Genomic DNA, 23,602 nt, shown 5'->3' on the forward strand with positions numbered 1-23,602 from the left:
AGGTTCTTCTGACAGTGGGAATGGCTGCCCGGAAGCATCCGGGCAGCTTTTTCTATCTAAACAACCTGCCAGACAAGGCATGATCTGTCTCTTCTATCCTTTTGGGAACAATCTTTTTTTTGACATCCGAATAAACCAAACAAACAGGGATTCTCTGCCCTGAAAGAGCACCGAGCATATGAAAATATTGATGACAAGCCTACTCCTGCTCCTAATGGCTGGATGCGTTCATTCCGGTAAAAAAGATGGGAAACAGGAAGCAAAAAAGGGGAGATATGCTGACCTGACCGACAATCAACTGCTGGATACAGTTCAATACCAAACCTTTCAGTATTTCTGGGACGGAGCCGAGCCCAATTCCGGGATGGCCCGCGAACGGATCCACATGGACAATAAGTACCCGCAGAACGACCAGAACGTAGTAACGTTGGGAGGTTCCGGCTTTGGAGTGATGGCCATTTTGGTAGGCGTCGAGCGTGGTTTCATTACCCGAAAAGAAGCATTTACCCGTTACCGGAAGATTGTCGATTTTCTGGCGACAGCCGACCGGTTCCATGGCGCGTGGCCGCACTGGCTGCACGGCGAAACCGGGAAGGTAAAGCCTTTCAGCAAAAAAGACGATGGAGGCGATCTGGTCGAAACGGCTTTTATGATACAAGGCTTACTGACAGTTGCTGAATACTTTAAAGATGGTAATGCCGATGAACAAAAACTGGCCTCCGATATCCAGACATTGTGGAAAGAAGTAGACTGGAACTGGTACACCAAAGGAGGCGAAAACGTTTTGTACTGGCACTGGTCGCCCGATTACGGCTGGGATATGAATTTCCCGGTAGGTGGTTACAACGAGTGTTTGATAATGTATGTGCTGGCAGCTTCGTCACCAACTCACCCTATTCAACCCGCTGTTTATCACGAAGGCTGGACCTGCCACGGAACCATTGAAAAAGATACGGTGTACTACGGACTTCATACTGTCCTCAATCATTACGAACACAACAATGATCCGGTGGGGCCGCTGTTCTGGGCACATTACTCATACCTGGGACTCAATCCACATGGATTATCCGATCAGTACGCCGACTACTGGAAACTCAACCGGAATCATGCGCTGATTAATTACCGTTATGCGCTCGACAATCCCAAGGAATATAAAGGTTATGGAAAAGAGCAATGGGGACTGACCTCCAGCTATTCCATGAAAGGATATGCTGGTCATCATCCCGGGGAAGCAGATTTAGGCGTGATTTCTCCAACCGCTGCACTTTCATCCTTCCCATACACTCCTAAAGAGTCAATGCAGTTTCTGAAATATCTCTACCTGAAAGCAGATTCATTGGTTGGAGAGTTTGGCCCGTACGACGCCTACAGCGACACCTATCATTGGTATACGCCTCGCTACCTGGCTATCGACCAGGGACCGATTCCGGTGATGATTGAAAACTACCGGACCGGTTTGCTCTGGAAATCATTCATGCAAAATGAAGATGTTCAGAGAGGTTTGAAAAGACTGGGATTTACCGTGGCATCCGAATCCGCAAAAGCGGAAGAATGAATTACAACCATTAACTGAACCGAAAATGAATAAAAGCAGGCTAGTCGTTCTCATCATTTTAATCGGGCTTTTCCGCACCGGATGGGCGCAGGAAGTAACTTTCTTCTCGGAAGGAACGGACGCAACCTATTACGACCAGGGACTGGTGGATGTGGCCAACCTGGGCGAAAGCATCTTCGAGCATACCTATCCGCCGGGAGCACCGCAATACGACGACAAAGTTCCCTGCTCAACCACAGCATACCAGGGAGCGACTTCACTGAAGTTTAACTACACCTCCTCTCCTAACGGAAACTGGAAAGCAACGATCTTCCGTAACGACTGGTCCACTGCTGATATATCGGGAATGGATTCCATTTCGTTTTACGTTTACACGGACAATACTTTCCCGGCTTCAGCCCTGCCACTAATTGGCATCAGGGCAATTCAGGCCGGCGGTACTTCTGAAGTTTCTTCCCAGTTATACGCATTAGCCGATTACAACAACGACCTGCAAACCGGACAATGGAACCGGGTTACCTTTCCGCTAAGCGTAATCTTTAACGACGCGAACAACAGCACACTCGATTTCACGAAAGCAAAGGGAATCATTTTCAACCAATCGGAGAACGATAACAGCTCGAGGCTGATCCTGATTGATGAAATTACCGCTTTCAAAAGCATCACTGACGTACCGGCAGTCACGGGACTTACTGCTACAGGCTATGACAGCCACGCCGAGTTGAATTGGACGATTCCCATGAATGATTTGTCCTACCGGGTTGATGCTTCGTTCGATGGTGGGCAGACTTTCGAACTCAGAGGCGAAACTACGCAGAATTACTACCTGGACTTCGTTCCGGCAAGTGCAAAAAACTCAACCATCACGTACCGTGTCACCTCGACCACTCAAGGAAAAGAATCAACACCTGTCCAGCAAACGGCTACCCTCAGGGACTTTACCGATGATGAGCTACTGGATATGACCGAACGGTATGCGTTTCGCTATTTCTGGGAAGGCGCGCATCAGGCAACAGGCATGCCGCTTGAACGCTCCAATGGCAATGGAACAACGGCTGCTTCGGGTGCTACCGGAATGGGATTGATGGCCATGATCGTGGCTTATGAACGGGAATATCGTCCACGCGATGAAATCAAAGACCGGATTCTGAAAATCCTGAATTTTCTTGAAAACTGCGATCGACATCATGGAGCCTGGTCGCACTGGTATAATGCCGATACATACAAAACGCAGCCGTTCACTACCGATGATGATGGTGGCGATTTGGTCGAAACGTCATATGTAGTACAGGGACTGATTGCCCTAAAAAACTACTTCACGGGAACGGATGACAAATCGGTTCAAATCAGGCAAAAGGCCGATCTGTTATGGAAAGGTGTGGATTGGGACTGGTATCGGCAGGATGGACAAAATGTGCTGTATTGGCACTGGTCGCCCAACTACGGCTTTGCAAAAAACATGAAAGTGCAGGGCTGGAATGAGTGCCTCACAACTTACCTGATGGCAGCCGCCTCTCCCACACACGGCATTCCCAAAGAAGTGTATGAGCAGGGCTGGGCCCGCAATGGCAGCATCGTTAACCAACGCACATTCTACAATTTTCCGATCAGTTTGTCACCCGACTGGGGCGGTCCGTTGTTCTGGATTCACTACTCCTTTCTGGGAGTCAATCCGCACGGGTTGAAAGATCAGTATGCCGACTACTGGCTGGAAAATGTCAACACCGCGAAAATTCACCACGTCTACGCGGTCGACAATCCAAAGAATTTCCCGAGTTACAGCGACAAGTGTTGGGGCCTCACCGCCAGCGACGACCCGGATGGCTACACCGCGCACAGACCATACGATAACGACAACGGAACGATCAGCCCGACGGCGGCTCTGGCCAGTATGCCCTACACGCCAACCGAATCCCTGAAGGCACTGAAGTATTTCTATCGCGAACGCGGTCAGGAACTGTTTGGCCTGTACGGACCTTATGACGCCTTCAATGATAACGTAAACTGGGTCCAACCAGCCTACATCGGAATTGATCAAGGTCCCATTGTGGTGATGATTGAAAACTACCGGACCGGTTTGTTGTGGAACACCCTGATGAAGGATAGCGACGTGCAGGCCGGGTTGGATAAGCTCGGCTTTCAGTACCAAACCTCAACCGACGTAAACGATATTCTCAGCAACAAACAGGAATTCAGCGTATATCCCAATCCGGGAAACGGACAGGTAACCATCGATTTTCCGGCTATCAATACACAGCGCACTGTAGAAGTGAATGTTTTCTCGCTCGACGGCCGGTTGGTTTTGAAGAAGAACATAACAAGCTCCGGTGCTGAGATTTTTGTCGACTGTTCTGCTTTGCCCGATGGAATGTATATCCTGCAGCTCGTCAACGGCAACAACTATGGCCAAACCAAACTGGTCATTCGGAAATAAGCCAAAAAACATAGTTTGATAAATAAGGAAAACCGATAAAGACCCAATAAACAATGAAGCAACGAGTGAACATGCCCATATCGCTTTTGATATGGCTAACGCGATGGACGAAACAGTTAAAACGGAAATTTTATCTGCCGGTAGTGCTGCCAATTCTGGTAGCAGCCTGCACGTCGACAAATCATCAGTCTCCTATGGATCGGAAGATTGATGGCCTGATGAAACAGATGACCCTGGAGGAGAAGATCGGACAGTTGAACCTGCCCGGAGCCGGTGATATCACCACCGGCGAAGCAACCAATTCGGATATTGCCTCTAAAATAAAGGCCGGCGAAGTGGGTGGCCTTTTCAACATCAAAACCGCCGAAAAAATTCGGGAAGTCCAAAAAATAGCTGTCGAGCAAAGCCGGTTGAAAATTCCGTTGATTTTCGGGATGGACGTCATCCATGGATACCAAACGGTTTTCCCGATTCCGTTGGGACTGTCCTGTAGCTGGGATATGCCGCTGATTGAACAGTCGGCTCGCATTGCAGCGATTGAGGCCAGCGCCGACGGTATCTGCTGGACCTTCTCTCCCATGGTGGATATTTCCCGTGATCCGCGCTGGGGACGAATGGCAGAAGGAAGTGGTGAAGACCCGTATCTGGGTTCCGAAATTGCCAAAGCCATGGTGAAAGGCTACCAAGGCGACTCGCTGACTAAAAACAACACCATCATGGCGTGTGTGAAGCATTTTGCTTTGTATGGCGCTGTAGAAGCCGGGCGTGATTATAACACCACTGATATGAGCCACATCCGGATGTACAACGAATATTTTCCGCCCTACAAGGCGGCGGTGGACGCCGGCGCGGGAAGTGTGATGACGTCCTTCAACGAAGTCGACGGAATTCCGGCCAGCGGCAATAAATGGCTGATGACCGATGTTCTGCGCAAACAATGGGGCTTCAAAGGATTCGTGGTAACCGATTTTACGGCGATTAATGAAATGACCGCCCACGGAATGGGTGACCTGCAAACGGTTTCAGCACTGGCATTGAAAGCCGGAGTCGACATGGACATGGTAGGCGAAGGCTTCGTCAAAACGCTCAAGAAGTCGTTGGAAGAAGGTAAAATTACCCAAGAGGAGATCGACCGGGCCTGCCGACTAGTTCTCGAAGCGAAATACAAATTGGGACTGTTCGACGATCCGTATCGCTACTGTGACACTCAGAGAGCAAAAACAGACATATTTACACCTGAACACCGCAAAATTGCCCGCGAAACAGCAGCACAAAGTTTTGTTCTGCTCAAAAATGAAAAACAGGTTCTGCCGTTGCAGAAAAAAGGCACCATCGCCCTGATTGGACCATTGGCAGCGAACCGCGAAAACATGGATGGTACCTGGAGCGTCGCCGGCGATTTCAAAAAATCGGTTTCGTTGTTGGATGGTATCCGAAATGTGGCCGGCGACAACGTGAAAGTGATTTACGCGAAGGGTGCCAATGTAGTTGCCGATTCTGCACTGGAAGCTCGCGTAAGCATATTCGGCAAACCCACCTACCGGGATAGTCGTCCACCGGAAGTGATGATCCGGGAGGCCGTAAACGCTGCCCGCAAAGCCGATGTGGTAGTGGCAGCCCTGGGCGAAGCCGCAGAAATGAGCGGTGAAAGCTCCAGCATGTCGCACATTGAACTACCCGAAAACCAGCGTGAACTGCTCAAAGCGCTACTCAAAACCGGAAAGCCGGTCGTTATGGTACTCTTTAACGGACGTCCAATGGCCATCAAGTGGGAACAGGAACATGTTCCGGCCATCCTCGATGTATGGTTTGGTGGAACCGAAGCGGGCAACGCCATTGCTGATGTGCTGTTTGGTGATGTCAATCCTTCCGGAAAACTGACTGCAACGTTCCCGCAAAACATGGGACAAGTACCAATTTTCTACAACCACAAAAACACGGGCCGGCCGCTTCCGAAAGGAAAATGGTTCACGAAATTCCGTTCCAATTATCTGGACGTTTCCAATGCTCCGTTGTATCCGTTTGGATTTGGCCTTAGTTATACGACTTTCGACTACGGCAAAATAAAACTGAGCAGCGCTTCCCTTACCGGAAACGAGACGCTCACCGTTTCGGTTCCGGTCACCAATTCCGGAAACCGGGAAGGAAAAGAAGTAGTTCAGCTCTACATCCGCGATATGGTGGGAAGTGTCACCCGTCCGGTGAAGGAACTCAAAGGATTTCAGAAGATCGACCTGAAAGCCGGTGAAACCAAAACAGTGACCTTCCATATCACGCCCGACGACCTGAAGTTTTACAACTACGACTTGAAATACGACTGGGAACCGGGTGATTTTAAAATCATGGTGGGCGGAAATTCAAGAGATGTGCAATCAGCCAGGATAAACTGGCAGGAATAATTTATAAAACGTCAAATTATGGAATCTCATTTTTTAAAAGGGAAAACCATTGCAGCTGCTGGACTGGGAGCTTTAAGTTTGTTTTCTGCCTGCAACCAAAAGGCACCGGTGCCTAAAAAGCCCAACATCATTTTCATCATGAGCGATGATCATGCCTACCAAGCTATTAGCGCGTACGATCAGAAGCTGATTCAAACGCCCAATATTGACCAGATTGCCAACCAGGGGGCGCGTTTCGACCATTGCTTTGTTACCAATTCGTTGTGTAGTCCCAGTCGCGCAGTAATTCTCACGGGGCAGTACAGCCACCGGACCGGCGCGCGGGACAACTCCTTTTCAATGAGAATCAAACCGGACATTACGACTTTCCCCATGCTGTTGCAAAAAGCCGGTTATCAAACAGCCATCGTTGGGAAATGGCACCTCCTCAACAAACCCAAAGGTTTCAACTATTCTTCCATCCTGATTGGGCAAGGGAATTATTATAACCCCGATTTTATCACGAATGGCGACACGGCACGGGCACATGGCTATGCGACTGACGTTACCATGGACAAGGCACTTAACTGGCTTTCGAGTATGCGGGATAAAAGCAATCCATTCTGTCTGATGATTCACAACAAGGCGCCGCACCGTGACTGGCTGCCCGACACCACCGATTTCCACGAATTCAGCAAAGACCTTCCTCTGCCGGCCACATTGTTCGACGACTATTCCGGACGGGGGAAAGCTGCCCACGAGCAGATGATGGAAATCGACAAAAACATGCATTTGTATAATGACCTGAAATATAATGCATCGGGGCCGATCCCCAACGACGCACCTACCGACCTTCGTCGTGAGCTTGACCGCATGGATAGTGCTCAGCGTACTGCCGTACTTAAATTCTACGCCAGCGAAGATGCAAAGGCAGATACGTCCAAAATGACGCACCGGGAATTCGTTATCTGGAAATATCAGCGGTACGTAAAAGATTACCTCCGCTGTATCCGTTCGGTTGACCGGAATGTAGGCCGGTTATTGGATTATTTGAAACAGGCGGGATTGCTCGACAATACCCTGATTGTTTATACGTCGGACCAGGGAATGTATCTCGGAGAGCACGGCTGGTTTGACAAACGGTTCATGTACAAACAGTCGTTCCGGACGCCTTTGTTGATGCGCTATCCGCCGAAAATCAAGCCCGGCACCATAGTTGATGCGATGGCCATGAATCTCGATTTTGGTCCGACATTCCTTGATTTGGCTGGCGTTCCGCAACCTGATTACATGCAAGGCACTTCATTGGTGCCGTTGTTCAGCGGAAAGACGCCGGCAGACTGGAGAAAGGCGGTTTATTATCATTTCTATGAATACCCTGGCTGGCACGCCGTAAAACGACATTACGGTATCCGGACACAGCGATATAAGCTCATTCATTTCTATTACAATGTGAACGAATGGGAGTTATACGATCTGAAAAACGATCCGGAAGAGATGCAAAATGTGTACGACAACCCGGATTACCGGCAAGTCAGAGATTCGTTGACGACACAGTTACGACTGCTGCAGAAGAAATACGGGGATTCCGATTCACTGGCAGAAAAATTTTTGGAGCATGATAAACCAATGATGGATAGATTTAAGAACGTCTATTAAAGACGATGAGACATTGGACTGATTCTAACTAAAAGCGAACTATTCATCGAAGTGTAGAGTTCCCCGCCTGAGGCTAAGCAACGGGCGGGGATATTCTTTTATTTCAAACTTTCAATTTCAGCTACGAGACGTTGCAGCGCTTTTTTGCTGTTGTCCAGCTCAGTTAAAATGCCGGCTTTCGTGTCTTCAAATTTCTCTTTCGCCGAACTGAACAATCCCTGGTAATAGTTGATTCCCTTTTCGAGGTTACCGGCAAACGAAGACAAATATTTTTCCTGCTTAACGGTCACCGACTTTTTGGTCTCTTCCACCTTATCCTTCAGGTAATCGATGTAAATCTTCAGCTCTTTCACAAACATGTTGGGACGATCGGCGCGAGCCATCATATTGCCACGACCGTAAATATGATCGGTAATCTCCTTCAGGCTAACTACTTTATTGAAATAGGCCATATTTGGTCCGGGACAAACGGATACGCCCTCTCCTTCGTCTTTGGTATCCATATGATGCGCTTTCAGAGCCGATGTTCCCAGGCCGACGCAAATGCAGGATTTATCAATCACCGCGTTTACTTTTTCCTGGTAGGTCTCTTCCGACATTCCCTCTTTTTTCAGCTCTTTCAATTTCAACAGCTGGTAGTGCCGCGAAGCCGGACAAATTCCCTTTTCGGTGAATTCGTTGTTCAACGCTACGTATTTCTTCGGGCACGGACTTCCGGGCTTCCCACCCTGGGCCCAGGCCATTTTCTCTACATCTTTCGTGTTACCACGAAGATTGTTGAAGGGCACGCCCAACGGAGAAATATTACTCAGGTACAAATCGTCCTCTTTGGCTTCCGCCAGTTTATTCATGGTTTCATCATCCACGGTAGTGGCTTCCGGAACCAACAAAAACGGGGAACCCCAACCGACCGAATCGATCTGGTAATGCTCGATAAGGAACTGATGTTCCTCCGCAGTTCCTACGCCTCCTTGTGCGGTAATTTTCAGCGGAAGCGTATGTTCAGGAACAACCCGGTTCTTTGCGCCCAGCGCCTGTACCATGATGTCGTGTACTTCCTGAATTAGTTTTTCCCGGTTATCCCGGAATTCCGCCAGAATCGGTCCCATCAGGTTACCCTCAGTAGCAAAAGCGTGACCGCCGCAGTTCAGGCCCGATTCAATCCGGTACTCCGAAACCCACAGTCCTTTCTTTGCCAAAAACTTTCCCTGGATAAATGCCGAACGGAAATCACTGACTTTTAAAACGATTTTCTTTTTGACGTAACCATTTTCATCGGGAAAGAAGTCGTCGAAATGTTCCAGGTAACTGTACAAGCGCGGATTCATTCCGGCCGAAAGCACGATACTCGAATGCAAATCGCTGTTGGCAAAACCGCGCAACGCAGCGTGCGCATCATTAAACTCAACCGGTAATTTCTCTTTATGCTGATAGTTGTCTTTATCAATTTTGGTCATGATGTTGACATCGATGCTGCCCATCGAGAGGTTCTCCCGAAGCCAGTTGCCAACTTCATCCCAATTGATGTATTTCGCTGTCCGCCTTTTGAACTCCTGTTTGATAGTGGAGCTATCGGGCAGCATATTGATGTACTCCCTGATTTCGTCTTTCTTTTCCAGGGCTGCACTTTTCAGCTCTTCAAGCTTCCGTTCGGCCACGCTGTTCATCAGGTTGAGATAGGAAGTGATCCGCTTGGCGCGGAAATCCTCAATCTTTTCAGAGATTTCCTGGTAAGGCATTTCGAACTTTTCGCAATACATCTTCCGCAGTTTCTCGAGCAGCATGTCATCTACCAGCGAAATGACAGAATCGATGCCCAAATGCGCAACCTTCAACGGTGTGTCAATGGTATATCCGATTCCCATAACGGGAATATGAAACGAGTGAGTGTTGGCCATAATGAAATTTGTTATTCGGTAAACGCTGGAATGGGCGGCAGTGGCTTGCGGGTATTTTTTCGACCTTGGGAAAGTCCCGGCCGGCGGGAGATTATCTGTTCTTCCTCTTCAAATCCTTCACATCATTGCTGCCTCACCCACGATAGCTATCGGGGGACAACGTTTAATTCTTATTTTCTCATGCTATTGTCATTCAATCGGCACAAGATAACGGAAATTTGAGGGCTTCAACTATATGGGGGCTTATATAGATTTCTTCTGCATTACGCTTACAGGTTTCAGATTGAGCTGCGCGGTTTCAGCTTTCTGGTTAAAGGCGTTTCTCTTGTTCCTATCGTTAAAAGGTTTCAGGTTGAATGAACTTTGATTTTTCATTTTTCATTACTAATTCCTCATTGTTCTATGGATTGAAGAAGGTTTTTAGTGTTAAACAAAAAAGGATGCCATCCCTCGGAGAGATGACATCCTTTCGCATATTTTAAATAAACGTTCTAGCTGAACTTCAGCCACGAACTGTCTTCGCGGTAGTCAACTACCGGAACGGTTTTCATTTCGAACTTGTACGAGCTGACCAGCATGGCAATATCGTGCCGGATGGTTTCGATGCTTTCCCTTATCAAATCGCCACGGAAACCTTTTGTTCCCAGGTCGACCACGTGATTGGCCGCAATCACCTTGCTGATAATCTTACCTAAATCAACAATCTTCCGTTGCGGTAAATCAAAATCGACTTTGAAATTCACCAGCGACTTGAAATAGTCAGCTGCCCGATCGGTCAGATTATAAGACTGGAAGAAATCCAACAGGTTCACCTCTTTCTTCTTCCGCATCATCTTCAATACCCCCTCCGAAATCTGCGTGTAGAGCATGTCATTCGAGCCTTCGAAAATCTGGAACGGACGGGAATCCATGATTCCCCGGGAGCCTACGTTCTCGGCCTTGTAGCCGTTCGCCCCCAGCAGCTGTGTGAGCGTCTGTGCCGACTCCTGCATCAGGTCGGTAATGAAAGCTTTCATGCTGCCGGCTTCCACAGCATCGGGCGACAGATCATTTTCGATACCACTGTGTTCCGCGCTGCGCGAGCACATGGCGGAACTAATGGTAAATGCACTTTGAATCCGCGTAATCTGGTGTTTTACCTGGTCGAGCGACATCAGCGATTTCCCTCCGACAAAACGCGAAGTCACCTGCTCAATCGCCTCATCCATCATCCGGTGAATAAAGCCCATGCCCATTCCCGGGAACTGAAACCGGCTGCGGTGCAACAGGTCCATCATCAACTTCAATCCGGTGGTTTCAGGCTTCAGTTTATTCTCTTCAGGGACTTTAATATCGACGATATTCTTCCCGTAAGGAATCGGGTACAACCCGATGTTGTTATAGTATTCCTGGACTTCTATGCGTTGTTCGGGCTGGTGCGCGTCGCACACAAAAAAGTCGATGTCGCGTCCCAACCGGCCGTCTGCCGTTTTGGGCCGCGAGGTCATCAGCCAGTAATCGGCCATCCCCGTGAGGCCTTGCCAGTGTTTGGTTCCCTGAATATGATAGTGTGAGCCTTCTTTTACATTAAAAGTCTGCATGTTCAATGCATCGCTGCCATAATCCGGCTCCGTAATCATCAGTCCCCCCATGTTTTGCTTATTCAGGAACCGTTTGAAGATATCGCCCTTGACCGATTCCTGGGCATATTTAACCACCGGTTCCAGAAAAAGAGCGATGTTGATGCCAAAAACCAATGACAACGGCAACGACTCGTACGACGCAGTTTCCAATACGCCCAGACACTCCTTTACCTTCACTCCCCGGCCTCCATAGGCCTCAGGAATGGCAACCGATAACGGATTCCGGGACATGATGTCGCGCAATACGACGGCAGGAAATCCCCTCTGCTGAATAAATTTCTCAATGTCGTCCCGCTCATAAAAAACACTCTTCAATGTCTCTTTCAACGAGTTGAGAAACGTGCTAAACGGAATTTGACCTGTACTTTCAGAAATAATCATTATTGTATTTTGTTTGATGTAAATGCCATGCTATTTAAAACGCCTCTAAATTTACGCTTAATCATGCAGATTCCATAAAGGAATATCAACATACAACAGCAAGCAAAGGGCTAATAATGTTCACAGGTGGAAATAAAAAACAGTATAACTGTCGTTATGATTAATACAATCGTCGTGTTCAATCACCGCAACGCGCTCTTCGCCCCTGGTCCTTCTACTTAACCGATATATAAATATCGACTTCAGCCTTGTTCCAATCCAAACTGCGCTCATCGTAGATTTCATAGTCGGCATGGTACGCCCGGTCCATGTCCGAACGCCAGATGTACTGCCAGGCTTCTGCAATGCAAGCCGGCATCTGTCCCCGGGCAGTCACTTTCTCAAAAGCTCCTCCCGGAATCACCAACTCATCCATTTCTTCAGGAACCGGAACTCCCTCTTCCACGGGGCAGCCAATAAAATAAGAAAATGCCTGCGTGTAATCGCCATCGTATTGATGATAGACTGCGATCACATTCTCGTTTACCTTTCCGGGAACACGACTGGCTACCGCTTCTTTTTCAAAGCGCTGCCAGAGACTTCCGCAATCTACCATCGACTGGCCATTGTCGTTGGTGGTTTTTCCGGGCAATGCCAGCCCAATCAACCGTATTGGTGTCTTCACCGTATACTCTGTCACTTTCATCATGGTCTTTAAGGTTAAATATACCAGATAGTACGAATTTCAGGCAAGGACGTTCCACGATTCGACCAAACGAATCTGCTTCCCAATTATTTTCTGAAGATCATCGGTTACCGAAGCCTTTTCCCGGAGGAGCGGAACTTGATCATCCCGATACCGGTCGTGATGAACCACCGTGTCCCGGAAAGTAGAAATCAGGTACCGATTGGATGTATCCGCAGCTTTAGAGAACATTCCACCTAGCATGCCCTCCGCTTGTTTCATCGCCTGCAACCAAACCGACTGTTGTACCGATTCAAAATGCTCGGTTCGCCCGGAATATACCTCACAATCTGCGACGCACAAAAACTCGCTGGTTCCAACGGCTTCATCCAACGAAGCCGCTTGTCCTTCCATTTCCAACAGGCCATCGAAATAAGCAACGTTAATAGCGTGATAAGTTTCCGATTGCCGGTTTTCCTCAACGATCCGGTCATGCAGACTGGCCATGAACCGTTCGGCGTGCCCCCGGCTCACCCAAAAGGCAATGATGCAGGCTTCGTTTTCATCTGCGATATTCCAGCCCCCGGTCTGAGCAATAAAGCCTTCAGCCTGGGCTGTCGAAATCCATTGCTCCTGTGCACGGGAAAACGCATCCTTCATTCCCTCGTTCACCTGGCAAACAATCCATTTGATGTACATAAGCTTGCTTTTATCGAAGCATCACTTGATACTAAGTTATTATGAGAACAGAATTTATTACCATTCAGTTCTTGTTTAATGCATCTCCCGGTGGAAAGTGAGGGAACCCAGCCGAAGAAAATTTCATAACTTTACTTAGACAAAAACAGAGACTATGGATATTCAGGCTTTAAAACTCGAACTGGTTGAAAAGATATTGCAGACTGATGAACCATCTCTTTTGCTGAAGATTGAAAAGCTATTTCGCAAAAATGAGAATGATGATTGGTGGGAACAGCTTCCCCCGGAAGTTCAGGATGCTATCGCTGAAAGCCTGGATGAAATAGAGGAGGGCAAAGTTTTTACGCACGAGCAAGTGATTCGGGAAGCAAAAGAACGTTATGGATTCTGATATCCAAATTATCTGGACATCCAAAGCAAAGCTCACCTATTTCAGGGTATTGGATTACCTCGAACAGAATTGGACTCAAAAAGAAATCATTCAATTTAACCGGAGAATATCTATTGTCTTACGAGCCATTCAAAAAATCCTTCCATTTTCAAAGCTTCCACCAGGTATCCCAACATCCGAAAAGCAATTGTCGATAAGAATAATTCAATCTTCTATACATACGACAGTTATAGACATGCCATTTTTCTGTTGACTTTTTTCGACAATCGTCAAAATCCGAAAACTTTAAGATTTAATAGCTGAGACCGCGAAGCCAAACCTGAAACTTAAAACTTCTTTAACTCCGCGCAAAGGCCGCAAAGTTCCCCACGGAGAACGCATAGAGGGTGCCTTCATCGAAGCCAAACCACAGAAACGGTTGGAATTCCAGGAACCACGCACCAAGTAACGGAACTGTAGAGCCGCAGGTCATTTATTAATGCCTTTGGAACATTGTGGTTTAATTTTTTACCACGAAGAAAACTGAGGTTTACACAACGAACACGAAGAAGCCCGTTATCGGCGCCGGACCACAAAAACGGCATAGTGCAACCTGAAGGGACTAATGCCCGGTCACAATATATCGTGCCCCTACCAGATCAACAACTAACGGGACATCGTAGCTCCAACCTGAAACTTGAAACCCTTGAACAACTAACCGTTTCCCTCCTCATTGACCACCACAGCTGCTTCAGGAGTGGTTCTTCGTTGCTGGTGCCAAACCACGAGAACGATGGCCGGGATAATCAACAACGTGCAAATGAGCGAGCCTTCGAAACCGAAACTGCCGCCGTTGATAAGTTCATTACCAGTATCGACAACCTTAAAGATTCCTTTTGACACACTTCCGCTTACTTCGTATCCCAGAACAGGCCCCTGGATAAAGTTCCAGAACAGGTGCAGACTGATGGGAAACCAAAGATTCCGGGTGTAGATGTAAGAAGCTCCCAGTAGTATTCCCGCCAGGAAAATATTCGTTAACCCCAACAACGAAACATTCGAGTTCAACACGTGCCCCAGGGCAAACAGCAGCGCACTGATGCCCAATGCCACGTATTTGTTCATGGCTCCCATCAGGGTGTTCAGGATATATCCTCTCGCCACAATCTCTTCATTGAGCGCTACCAGAATGAACATTAAAAAGCTCAATCCAAGAGTCGGCATATTAGTCGTTAACTGTTCCAGTCGAATAGAACCGCTCACGTAAAGCAGCAAGGTGCCTCCACCAATGATAACAACGGCAAACAACAACCCGTAGAGGAGCGAACGAGGTCCATTCTGAAACGCAAATCCCAACGACTTAACCGTTTTTTTGTCGATAGCTTTGCGAAAAAGCATAACAACCAGAAACATCCCAATCACTGTAAGCGCCATAAACAGCAAATCCTTTTCTACTCCCATCGAGCTGATCGATTCGACATCTGTAAGCGGAATCTGCAAAGCCAGCATCCCAAATAATTGCAAAAAGCCGCTTGCTATCAGATAAACGATAAGAAAGAGTACAACTTTCCCGACCACAAGAAAGGCATTAGCTATTCTACTTTTGGCAATTTCTTCCGTCATAATATCCTATATTTTCTTATGTTCTTTGTATTATCTTTTTTGTAAAAGCTGTTTAAACATGGGCAAGTCTGAAACTCAGTCTTCTTCCTTCCGGAAAATATAACACCCCATTTCCGATGGATGATCCTGTACCCAACTCTCACGACTCTCCTTCCGGAGAAGGTGTACCATCAGGAAATCGCCCGCTGCAGCCATGGTGAAGAAGATAGCAAACAGCATTAGTGTCAGACTCCCGGTGCCCAAAGCAACAACACCCGGCAGAACTCCCAGCAACAATCCCGGCATGATGGCGCCCAGCACATAATGTTTTACTTTGAGCGGCTCTTTGCAGTGACAATAAGGAGTTATCATTTTCCACATCACACCAAACCGGATAGACCTAAAACCACGCTTGGTAAAAAATGACCAGGCAATGCCATGAATCAGTTCATGGGCAATGATACCTCCCATCAGCAACAGGAGAAAAAGTCCAAATCCTCCGCCCAGTCCTGCAACTCCAATACGATCCATGTATTCCCCAAGCCGGTCTACCGGATAGTGGTGGTGCCAGATAAAGTAAAAAGGAATCCCGTAAACGAATACGATCGGTGCGATCAACAAGAAGCCAAACAGGTTGGCCCACACAATATCGATGGTTAAGTTTTCTTTTCTGTAATTTTCAAGGTCTTCCATAATGTTTAGTTGTGGTTAATCAGTTGATTGGTGCCCGAGAGTGGTCAGGCGTTACACGATGATTCAAAAAAAAGGCATAGCTGTTTCTTTCCATTATGGAAACAGAAACCCTGACAGAAAACCGTGCATGGCAAGCTAGTGTTTAGCCGAATCAGGTTCTGCGCGGAGCAATGTGTTCTCGTGATAATCCGACTTCCAAACACAAAAAAGATCCTCGTTTTCGGGCAAATTCAATAGCCTGACAACGTCTTTAAAATCCTTTTTGCGAATATTGGCAATGCGGTTGTCGATGATCTTGTAATTCTTCAGAAAATACTGAACCGACAACGAATCATTCTGTACCTGTCTCCTGATATGATTTAAAACCACATGACACTCGCCTTCCATCATGAAAACAATGTTATTCTTCTCTTGCCCAAAACCAAAATGCACAGAGAAGACCACCAATAGAACCAATATTAGTCGTTTCATGTTCACAACTCCGTTGGTGACACCCAATGTACCTTCGTCGTTTCGTGTTTCACCCGTTGGGTCCGGTAACTACGGATATACAAAACCAACCCCAGCAGGAACAACACCGGCCCCATACGCAGATGCTGGCCCGCATAGGTTAAATTGATGTCCTGCATCAGCGACATCCACTCGAAGTAAGTGGCATATAAGGTGATGAACAGAAAACCCAACCACAGCCTTCTCTGCAGCTTATTTTCCATCGTTTCCAGGAAAAATAACACACCCGTCAGCAGGAAAAACAGGTAGCCAAAAATGGTCGAAGTCAACGATAAGTCGCCCGATAGCTTGGCGAAATCGAAGAGCGGCAACGGGATGAATTGGGTCATTACCCCGTGGGAAACAAACCCGTCGGAGAGGTTAAACTGTAGCCGTACGAGGCTGGAAAAGACGAGGCCCAGTATCAACAGGGCGAGTAAGATTTTTGGTTTCTTGATCATGGTAGTTTGGATTTAAAGCAACCCGTTGTGTGAGACGATTCGAAGTGGAGAAAAATCAAAGTTCGATACCCTTCCCCGGGAATTCTCGGCTAAAGGAAAACTCCGATTTTTCAGGCTTCACCCTTTAGGGCGGGGTAAAAAGCCTGAAAAATCTTCACCTGATTCACTCCCACACAACGGTTCACATCATTCATTAGTGGATTGTTAAATAAAACAGTCGTTATTTATCGGTAAAAGTCATTTCGTTGTGCATAGTTATTGGGATTTGCATGTCGTTCGGCATTTGCGCATTGGCTTTTACGGTGGTTGTGCCCTGCATTTCCTGGCTCAGTTTGGCATCCTTAATCCAGCCCGTTTTCTTGTCCACGCGTATCTCCGACGTCATGCTCCCGTCCATGTTATATTTCATCTGCATCCCGTTGTTTTCGACATACTGGTCGTTATCCACCGTGTTAATTTTCGAATCACCCGTAATCAGGTAATCATTGGCCTCATCGGCTTTGTAGGTATAGGTGGTGGTGATTTTCAACGGCATCCCCGATGTTTGTTTATTCTCAATCACCCAGGTGTCGCCCTTCGCCACCGGCTTGTCGGGATAAATCGCCAGGCTTTTCTCCACGTTGCCTTTAAAGGCATCCTCGCCATACGAGCGCACCAGCTGCGCTTTCATTTGCGCCTTCTGTTGCTCGGGCAGCTGCGGGAAATCGGCGAACATCGATTCGAACAGCTTGCTGAGGTTCTTTACCTCGGTGATTTCTCCCTTTTGGGTCATCTTTACCTGGAACGGACGGTTCTTCATCGACTTCAGCACCGACGAGAAAATATCCGACGCGTCGTTCTTCTCCGAGCTGAAATTCATGGTTCCCTGCGGCATCTGCATCGCCATGCTCAGGCTGTCGTACTGCACATCCATGTCGTAACCCGCAGCGGTTACCGCGGTTACCTTGTAGGTGATGCTGCCTTTGATGTCCATCTGGATTTTCATTTGCTGGCCTTGCACCTGCTGGTCGATGTTGATGTGCGAGTTCATCACCTGCGTGTACGACTTCCCCTGTTGCAGGTGAAGCGACAATTCCGTTTTCTTTGCCTGGCAGGTAAACGCCACCGACAGGGCTACAATCGTTGATAAAATTAATTTCTTCATGGTGTTTAATTTATGTTATTCAAAGTTAATGACGTTGCCGGATTAAAAGACCGACCGCGGTAATATCAGGCGTTGTTATCCTTGCTTTCCATGTTTGCCGGTATCGCTTTTATCCTTTGCATTTATTTTTCTTTGTTGATTTTAAAGCCAATTCTTGGCCTGTTTTTATCAAGCAGTTCCCGCTTCATTAGTTCTCTTATTGCTTCAAAAACCAATTTGAATTGACTGTCGTATTTTGATTCAAGTTCAAAAATTTTGCGTTCAATTTCTTTATGATTTGAAAGAAATTCCCTCAACTTAACAAAAGCACGGACAATGAGCACACTGGTCTCTATTGCAGTAGGTGTATTCAAAACATTCGCCAGCATAATTGTTCCGTGTTCAGTAAAAGCATATGGATTTGTACTCGAGAACTTCAATTTCTCGAGGTGATCGCAATTTGCGATCACCTCTTGTTTCTCTTCGTTGGTCAACTGAAACATGAAGTCTTCCGGAAATCGCTCTCTATTCCTTTTTACCTGTTCATTTAACCTACTCGTTCTCACCCCGTATATTTCAGCCAGGTCGCTATCGAGCATCACTTTTTGTCCTCGGATGACCAGAATTGCCCTGTCAATTTTCTCTGCCGGTATGATACTTTTATTTTTCATCATATAAGGTGATCGCATTTTGCGATATCCTCTGAAAATTTAATGAACTTCTCTTCTAATATGCCTGGCAGGTAAACGCTACCGACAAGGCTACAATCGTTGATAAGATTAATTTCTTCATGGTGTTTTTAATTGTTTTTTGACGTCATCTATTTGTTTTAAAAAGAAAAACTCTCGCAGAAACTCAATCGTTTTGTTTGGTTCCAAGATGTATTCCACCTCCAAGCCATTCTCCTGTTATGTGCCATATTTCGTAATAGTAAAGCCATAAACTTATCCAAGGAATGATATATTCAGACACCTTACATTTAGCATCAAACTCTTTGTATTGTGGATAATACAAACACAACTCATTTCCTGAGTAAACATGCGGTATCTTTTCATTCTTAAAATTCCTTTTTAATTCTGGTTTTGTGATTTTTATTTTAGGTCGTTTTCCAACATAATATCTCAATTTAAAATGATAAGTGCTACTTCGTGGAGTAGGTTGTAGGTTTCCTTTTATCAATAAAGAATCCCTTAATATACTTGCTTTAAACTGAGGATATTCTTTTTTGACATTAGCATACTGAATAGGAATCTCTAATTTATTTTTCCAATATTTTCTCATTTCCCAAAAAATGTATTTTTCTTAACAGGCTTGTCAGAAACAACTTTTGAACCAAGAGCTCCTGTTGCAGATGATGAGAAGACTTTACCTTTTTGTCTATAATCTTCGGTAATTAGAGTTTGTTGCTTTACACTATCAGAGTAAATATTCTCTCCGACCACACCTTTTAAGATATTACTTTCCTCAACTATACCATTATCTTCCTTAAGCTTCTGCCAATTTTTGTAAAGAGATTCAACAAACCGAATAAATTCTGAATAATATTTTGGTTCTTTTCCCCATTTGTCGGTAAAATCCTCGTCACTATCAACTGGATTTAACACTTTTATTCGTTTGAGTCTGCTTAGATTTACTTGGCCGTAAATTTGCGAAACGATGCCATCAATTGTTTCAAAAATCGAATCTTGATTTTGATACAACTGACCTGCAAGTGTTGTTAATACGATACTTGAAGTTGCATAATCTGGAGTCTCCTCAAAAAACAAATCACGATATCTTTTGATAATCTGGACGGCTCGTTGCAGTGGTTTTTTAGCTGCAAAATCATCTGAAGGGATTTCTTCTGCTTCATATGCTTTTTCCAACAACGTCATTTTAATCGTTTCTGCTTTATTTAGAAACCATTTTGCATATCCTCTGGGATTACTTATTAACCATTCTTTTAATTCTCTATCAGGTATTACTATCTTATTTTCATCGTCTGCACTATGCTGACAGCCAGGAAGAATATCCATATGGTAATTATCTGCATAGTTTAATCTTACACATCTTGTTTTTGACTCGACTTTATCTTTGTAAGTCCCATTTCCTTGCAAAACTCTCTTTAGCTCATTAAAAATCCTCATTGGGTCAGTTTGTTCGTAAACCCTACCTTGAATATGTAAGACAATATCTAAATCAAACTCATTTCTTGATAATGGTTTTACAGTCGTGCCAATTCGAACTGAACCTTGAGGGTAAATCTCAAAGGTTTTTGTATCAAAAAAATCTGGGTCGTTTTCCAAAACTTCTTGTATCGCTTTATAAGAACTTTCAATTTTTTCTCTTCTTGTTCTGTCTAGCTGCAATTTCTCTGCTGCCCTAGCTAACAAATCATCAATTTGAGCAGTTTTATTGTTTAAAAAGTACATATCGCTTTATTTAGAGTATTTCATTTCAATGGACCATTTGGTGTGTTGTCCTATTTTAATTTCTTCATCTTTATTTATCACACCGTTGTTAAGAATTACTGATTCTTCTACCCATAAAATTTCCTTAGTATTTTCATTTTGTGTGTTTTTTAGAATTTCTTCTTGTTCAGGTGTTGGAATTAAATCAAAAACATCATAAGAAAGTATTTCTAAACAATCTTTCCATTTTTCTGATTTCTTTATTGGGGTTCTGAGTGTTCCCGCATATCGATATTCAAAATGTGGAAAATCTTCAATACTTAAGATGCCTGTTTTTATTAATTCCTCGAAAAATTCCCTCCAATGAGAAATTTCTCTATTTTTTTGTGAATTAAACCAATCTAAAAAACTTATTAACCTAGGCATCGGAATTGCACCTCTTAAATCATTTCTTTTCTCCCCATTCGTTTTCATATATGGGTCCTTTCCCCAATTAAAGTTATCTTTTAGAAAGCCAACATCTTCAGATAATACCTTATAAACACCACCAACGGGCTGGTAGTAACTCCATTTAGAATTCCTTACGAGTAAATATTTATCATTGACATGAATCCTATAAATGTAAGACATTGATACTCTAATTCTCTTTTTCCGATAAAGAAGTTTAGATAAAAACCAAAGTCGAATTCTCTTAATATTTGAAAGAAAAGAATCTATGAAAAATACAATAATAGGAGCTATGATACTACAAGCAATTGCAATCGTATTCTGAACCATTGTATTATCTTTGAAATCATCGCCTACAATCATAAGATAGATGATTAATAACAAAGCAACTATTATGTTTCTTTCGGTCTTTCTCATTTCACTTGTCTTTATGCAAGATGTTTATTTCTCTTGACCGTAACGCAGTTGTAGATTGTAGAGTGCTTATTTTCCTTTTAGCTTGGTAAAAAGGTGTTCTTTCAATACCCAAATGGGATGGAAAACGCACCTCATTTATAATACTAACGCTCGCCTTACATTCATCCGTCAATTCTTTATTTCTCATTCTCGTTCTATTTTACCTGGAGGCTTTACCTCACCAGTCCATCATTCGCCCAACCGTCCGCGAAGTTCATCCAACGCCTGCCGGAGTGCTTCCAACCGTCGCAGTTGATGTTCCAACGACCGGCGGAGTAGTTCCAACACCTGACGGAGTAGTTCCAACGACCATAGAAGTAGTTCCAACCGCTTGCGAAGTAGTTCCAACAGGGTGACGAGTTCGTCCAACTGCCGACGGAGTAGTTCCAACGGGGTGACAGGTTCGTCCAACCGCGGACTGAGTTGTTCCAACCAATGTCTGAGATGTTCCAACGCCCCGGCTACCTCTTCCAACCGTTCGTCGGGTAGTTAAAAACCCCCGGTGACTGTCTCCGGCACAGCACCGGGAGAATCCTTCTCTCCTGTTCGTTCGTCCTGTCGGGGCCGGGAAGGGGCTTTACTCGTTTCACCTCATGCGGCGGACACTAATCAACAATGACCCGCGCACGGGTGTACTCCTCATAAAAATCCTGGTCTGTAAACTGGAACCGAATCATCAGCTTGTCGAGCTGGTTATTCAGCAGGTTATTCGCTTCGTCGAACAAGTCGCCCAACACCGTTTTAGCAGCAAACGCCTGGTTGCGAATGGTGCGCGGCTTCCCAATGAGCGCCTTGAAATTATCGAGGCTCGTTTCCACCTCCACTATCATGTCCTCGGTGAGCATGTAATCGGTCAGGTTCGCCAGGTTGTTCCGGGCTTCGGCTATCACCGGCGTAACCATGGTTTCCACTTCCGTCTCGCGGCAATTGCGCAATTCCGAAGCAGTTATTTTCACTTTGTCGGCCAGCACCGGGTCGTCGTTCATGGCGGCGTAAGCCTGCAAAATACCCGATATGATGACCGTTTTCCCGGCCACTCCCCTGCGCACATCGGCCTTGTTTTCGGTAACCGCTACACTGGCGGGGTTGGTTTTTTCGTTCTGGGCAACAATCCGCTGAATGATTTCGTCGAACTCGTTCTTCCGGGCCAAAAACACCGGAATCGCGTTCCACTTTACGGAATGATTGTCCATCGCCGTCTGCGTATTGATGAACATGCGCAGATGGTTGTTTTGCTTTGCATCCATAGGCTAATCATTTTTATGGTTTGATATTAGGTTAATCCCGGTTGCCGGTATTTTGACAGTTTGTTTTCCCCTACTGCCGGCGGCAATCCGGTGGTTTAATCGTTTCGGTCAATGAACGCTGATTTCTCTTTTTTCCACCTAATGAATGCACAATGGTATCGAAGATAATACATTATGATCAGGAATCATAAAAAAAATATACTGTTTTACAATAGAAGAAAGTGTTAAGTATTAAGATTTAAGTTTTAAGACTGACCATTCCAGACCAGAAACAAAAGGGACAGGACAGGGTACTCCACTCTTTAATGCCTTTGTGAACTTTGCGCTTGCCTTGTGGCCATCGTGGTTTAATTTCTTACCACGAAGGACACCAGGATTTTTCACGAAGGACACTAAGAGTCCCATCATCGGAGCCGAACAACAGAAACTTTTCTAACTACAGAAACTGGGTAGCACACGGTCACGATGTATCGTGACCCTACCCGGCCGGCAGCTAACGGAACTGTGAGCAGCAAGTCATTCATTAATGCCTTTGTGGACTTTGTGGCCATGGTGGTTTAATTTCTTACCACGAAGGACACCAGGATTTTTCACGAAGACCACAAAGAGTCCCATCATCGAAGCAGAACAACAGAAACATTTCTAACGACAAAAACTGGGTAGCACACGGTCACGATGTATCGTGACCCTACCCGGCCGGCAGTTAACGGAACTGTGAGCGGCAAGTCATTCATTAATGCCTTTGTGGACTTTGCGCTTGCTTTGTGGCCATCGTGGTTTAATTTCTTACCACGAAGGACACCCGGATTTTTCACGAAGAACACTAAGAGTCCCATCATCGGAGCTGAACAACAGTGACTTTTCTAACGACAAAAACTGGTTAGCACACGGTCACGATGTATCGTGACCCTACCCGGCCGGCAGTTAACGGAACTGTGAGCGGCAAGTCATTCATTAATGCCTTTGTGGACTTTGCGCTTGCTTTGTGTCCTTCGTGGTTTAATTTCTTACCACGAAGGACACCAGGATTTTTC

General features: G+C 45.7%; 20 protein-coding genes. 5 read left to right on the top strand and 15 right to left on the bottom strand.

What is annotated here, in order from left to right; translation table 11 throughout:
• The first annotated feature begins 190 nt into the window (after positions 1-190).
• The 4 genes from GJU87_RS12190 to GJU87_RS12205 are packed head-to-tail and all read left to right on the top strand — an operon-like array spanning position 191 to position 8,026.
• Positions 191-1,555: a glucoamylase family protein gene (locus GJU87_RS12190; protein ID WP_228491974.1), complete on the top strand. Its 1,365-nt coding sequence runs from the start codon at positions 191-193 to the stop codon at positions 1,553-1,555.
• 25 nt (positions 1,556-1,580) lie between these two features.
• Positions 1,581-3,989: a glucoamylase family protein gene (locus tag GJU87_RS12195; protein ID WP_153639782.1), complete on the top strand. Its 2,409-nt coding sequence runs from the start codon at positions 1,581-1,583 to the stop codon at positions 3,987-3,989.
• Positions 3,990-4,042: 53 nt separating this feature from the next.
• On the top strand, positions 4,043-6,388 hold the full coding sequence (bglX, locus tag GJU87_RS12200; protein WP_228491975.1) for a beta-glucosidase BglX: 2,346 nt from the start codon (positions 4,043-4,045) through the stop codon (positions 6,386-6,388).
• Positions 6,389-6,406: 18 nt separating this feature from the next.
• Entirely contained in the window at positions 6,407-8,026 is a 1,620-nt protein-coding gene (locus GJU87_RS12205) for a sulfatase (protein ID WP_153639783.1), read from the top strand.
• Between the two features lie 98 nt (positions 8,027-8,124).
• On the opposite strand, the gene GJU87_RS12210 is transcribed toward GJU87_RS12205, so the two are convergent.
• The 4 genes from GJU87_RS12210 to GJU87_RS12225 form a co-directional block, all read right to left on the bottom strand.
• Positions 8,125-9,924, bottom strand: coding sequence for a hypothetical protein (locus GJU87_RS12210; protein WP_153639784.1), 1,800 nt, complete (start codon positions 9,922-9,924; stop codon positions 8,125-8,127).
• A gap of 491 nt (positions 9,925-10,415) precedes the next feature.
• A complete protein-coding gene (locus GJU87_RS12215) occupies positions 10,416-11,927 on the bottom strand; it encodes an acyl-CoA dehydrogenase family protein (RefSeq protein ID WP_153639785.1) in 1,512 nt (503 codons plus the stop codon).
• A gap of 214 nt (positions 11,928-12,141) precedes the next feature.
• Positions 12,142-12,615, bottom strand: coding sequence for a GyrI-like domain-containing protein (locus GJU87_RS12220; RefSeq protein WP_228491976.1), 474 nt, complete (start codon positions 12,613-12,615; stop codon positions 12,142-12,144).
• 36 nt (positions 12,616-12,651) lie between these two features.
• A complete protein-coding gene (locus GJU87_RS12225) occupies positions 12,652-13,290 on the bottom strand; it encodes a DUF4937 domain-containing protein (protein WP_153639786.1) in 639 nt (212 codons plus the stop codon).
• Positions 13,291-13,444: 154 nt separating this feature from the next.
• Here GJU87_RS12225 and GJU87_RS12230 point away from each other — a divergent pair, with 154 nt between their 5' ends.
• Positions 13,445-13,681, top strand: a complete 237-nt coding sequence (locus GJU87_RS12230) for a hypothetical protein (RefSeq protein WP_106541565.1) — start codon at positions 13,445-13,447, stop codon at positions 13,679-13,681.
• Between the two features lie 693 nt (positions 13,682-14,374).
• Here the strand turns inward: GJU87_RS12230 and GJU87_RS12235 are convergent.
• The 11 genes from GJU87_RS12235 to GJU87_RS12285 form a co-directional block, all read right to left on the bottom strand.
• Positions 14,375-15,283: a CPBP family intramembrane glutamic endopeptidase gene (locus GJU87_RS12235; protein ID WP_153639787.1), complete on the bottom strand. Its 909-nt coding sequence runs from the start codon at positions 15,281-15,283 to the stop codon at positions 14,375-14,377.
• A gap of 75 nt (positions 15,284-15,358) precedes the next feature.
• Positions 15,359-15,955 carry a DUF3267 domain-containing protein gene (locus GJU87_RS12240; protein WP_153639788.1) on the bottom strand — a complete coding sequence of 199 codons (597 nt, stop codon included), beginning with the start codon at positions 15,953-15,955 and terminating at the stop codon, positions 15,359-15,361.
• A 135-nt stretch (positions 15,956-16,090) separates the two neighbouring features.
• On the bottom strand, positions 16,091-16,426 hold the full coding sequence (locus tag GJU87_RS12245; protein WP_153639789.1) for a hypothetical protein: 336 nt from the start codon (positions 16,424-16,426) through the stop codon (positions 16,091-16,093).
• Positions 16,427-16,428: 2 nt separating this feature from the next.
• Entirely contained in the window at positions 16,429-16,905 is a 477-nt protein-coding gene (locus GJU87_RS12250; RefSeq protein ID WP_153639790.1) for a hypothetical protein, read from the bottom strand.
• Between the two features lie 220 nt (positions 16,906-17,125).
• Positions 17,126-18,049: a DUF6263 family protein gene (locus GJU87_RS12255; RefSeq protein WP_153639791.1), complete on the bottom strand. Its 924-nt coding sequence runs from the start codon at positions 18,047-18,049 to the stop codon at positions 17,126-17,128.
• 122 nt (positions 18,050-18,171) lie between these two features.
• Positions 18,172-18,702 carry an ORF6N domain-containing protein gene (locus GJU87_RS12260; protein WP_228491977.1) on the bottom strand — a complete coding sequence of 177 codons (531 nt, stop codon included), beginning with the start codon at positions 18,700-18,702 and terminating at the stop codon, positions 18,172-18,174.
• Positions 18,703-18,883: 181 nt separating this feature from the next.
• Positions 18,884-19,309: a hypothetical protein gene (locus GJU87_RS12265; protein ID WP_153639792.1), complete on the bottom strand. Its 426-nt coding sequence runs from the start codon at positions 19,307-19,309 to the stop codon at positions 18,884-18,886.
• Entirely contained in the window at positions 19,306-20,439 is a 1,134-nt protein-coding gene (locus GJU87_RS12270) for a nucleotidyltransferase (RefSeq protein WP_153639793.1), read from the bottom strand. Before GJU87_RS12270 ends, GJU87_RS12265 begins: the two co-directional genes overlap by 4 nt.
• A gap of 6 nt (positions 20,440-20,445) precedes the next feature.
• Positions 20,446-21,282, bottom strand: coding sequence for a hypothetical protein (locus GJU87_RS12275; protein WP_153639794.1), 837 nt, complete (start codon positions 21,280-21,282; stop codon positions 20,446-20,448).
• Between the two features lie 228 nt (positions 21,283-21,510).
• On the bottom strand, positions 21,511-21,795 hold the full coding sequence (locus GJU87_RS12280; protein WP_153639795.1) for a hypothetical protein: 285 nt from the start codon (positions 21,793-21,795) through the stop codon (positions 21,511-21,513).
• A 131-nt stretch (positions 21,796-21,926) separates the two neighbouring features.
• Entirely contained in the window at positions 21,927-22,568 is a 642-nt protein-coding gene (locus tag GJU87_RS12285) for a hypothetical protein (RefSeq protein ID WP_153639796.1), read from the bottom strand.
• Positions 22,569-23,602: the final 1,034 nt, after the last annotated feature.

Source organism: Prolixibacter sp. NT017 (assembly GCF_009617875.1).
Lineage (GTDB): Bacteria > Bacteroidota > Bacteroidia > Bacteroidales > Prolixibacteraceae > Prolixibacter.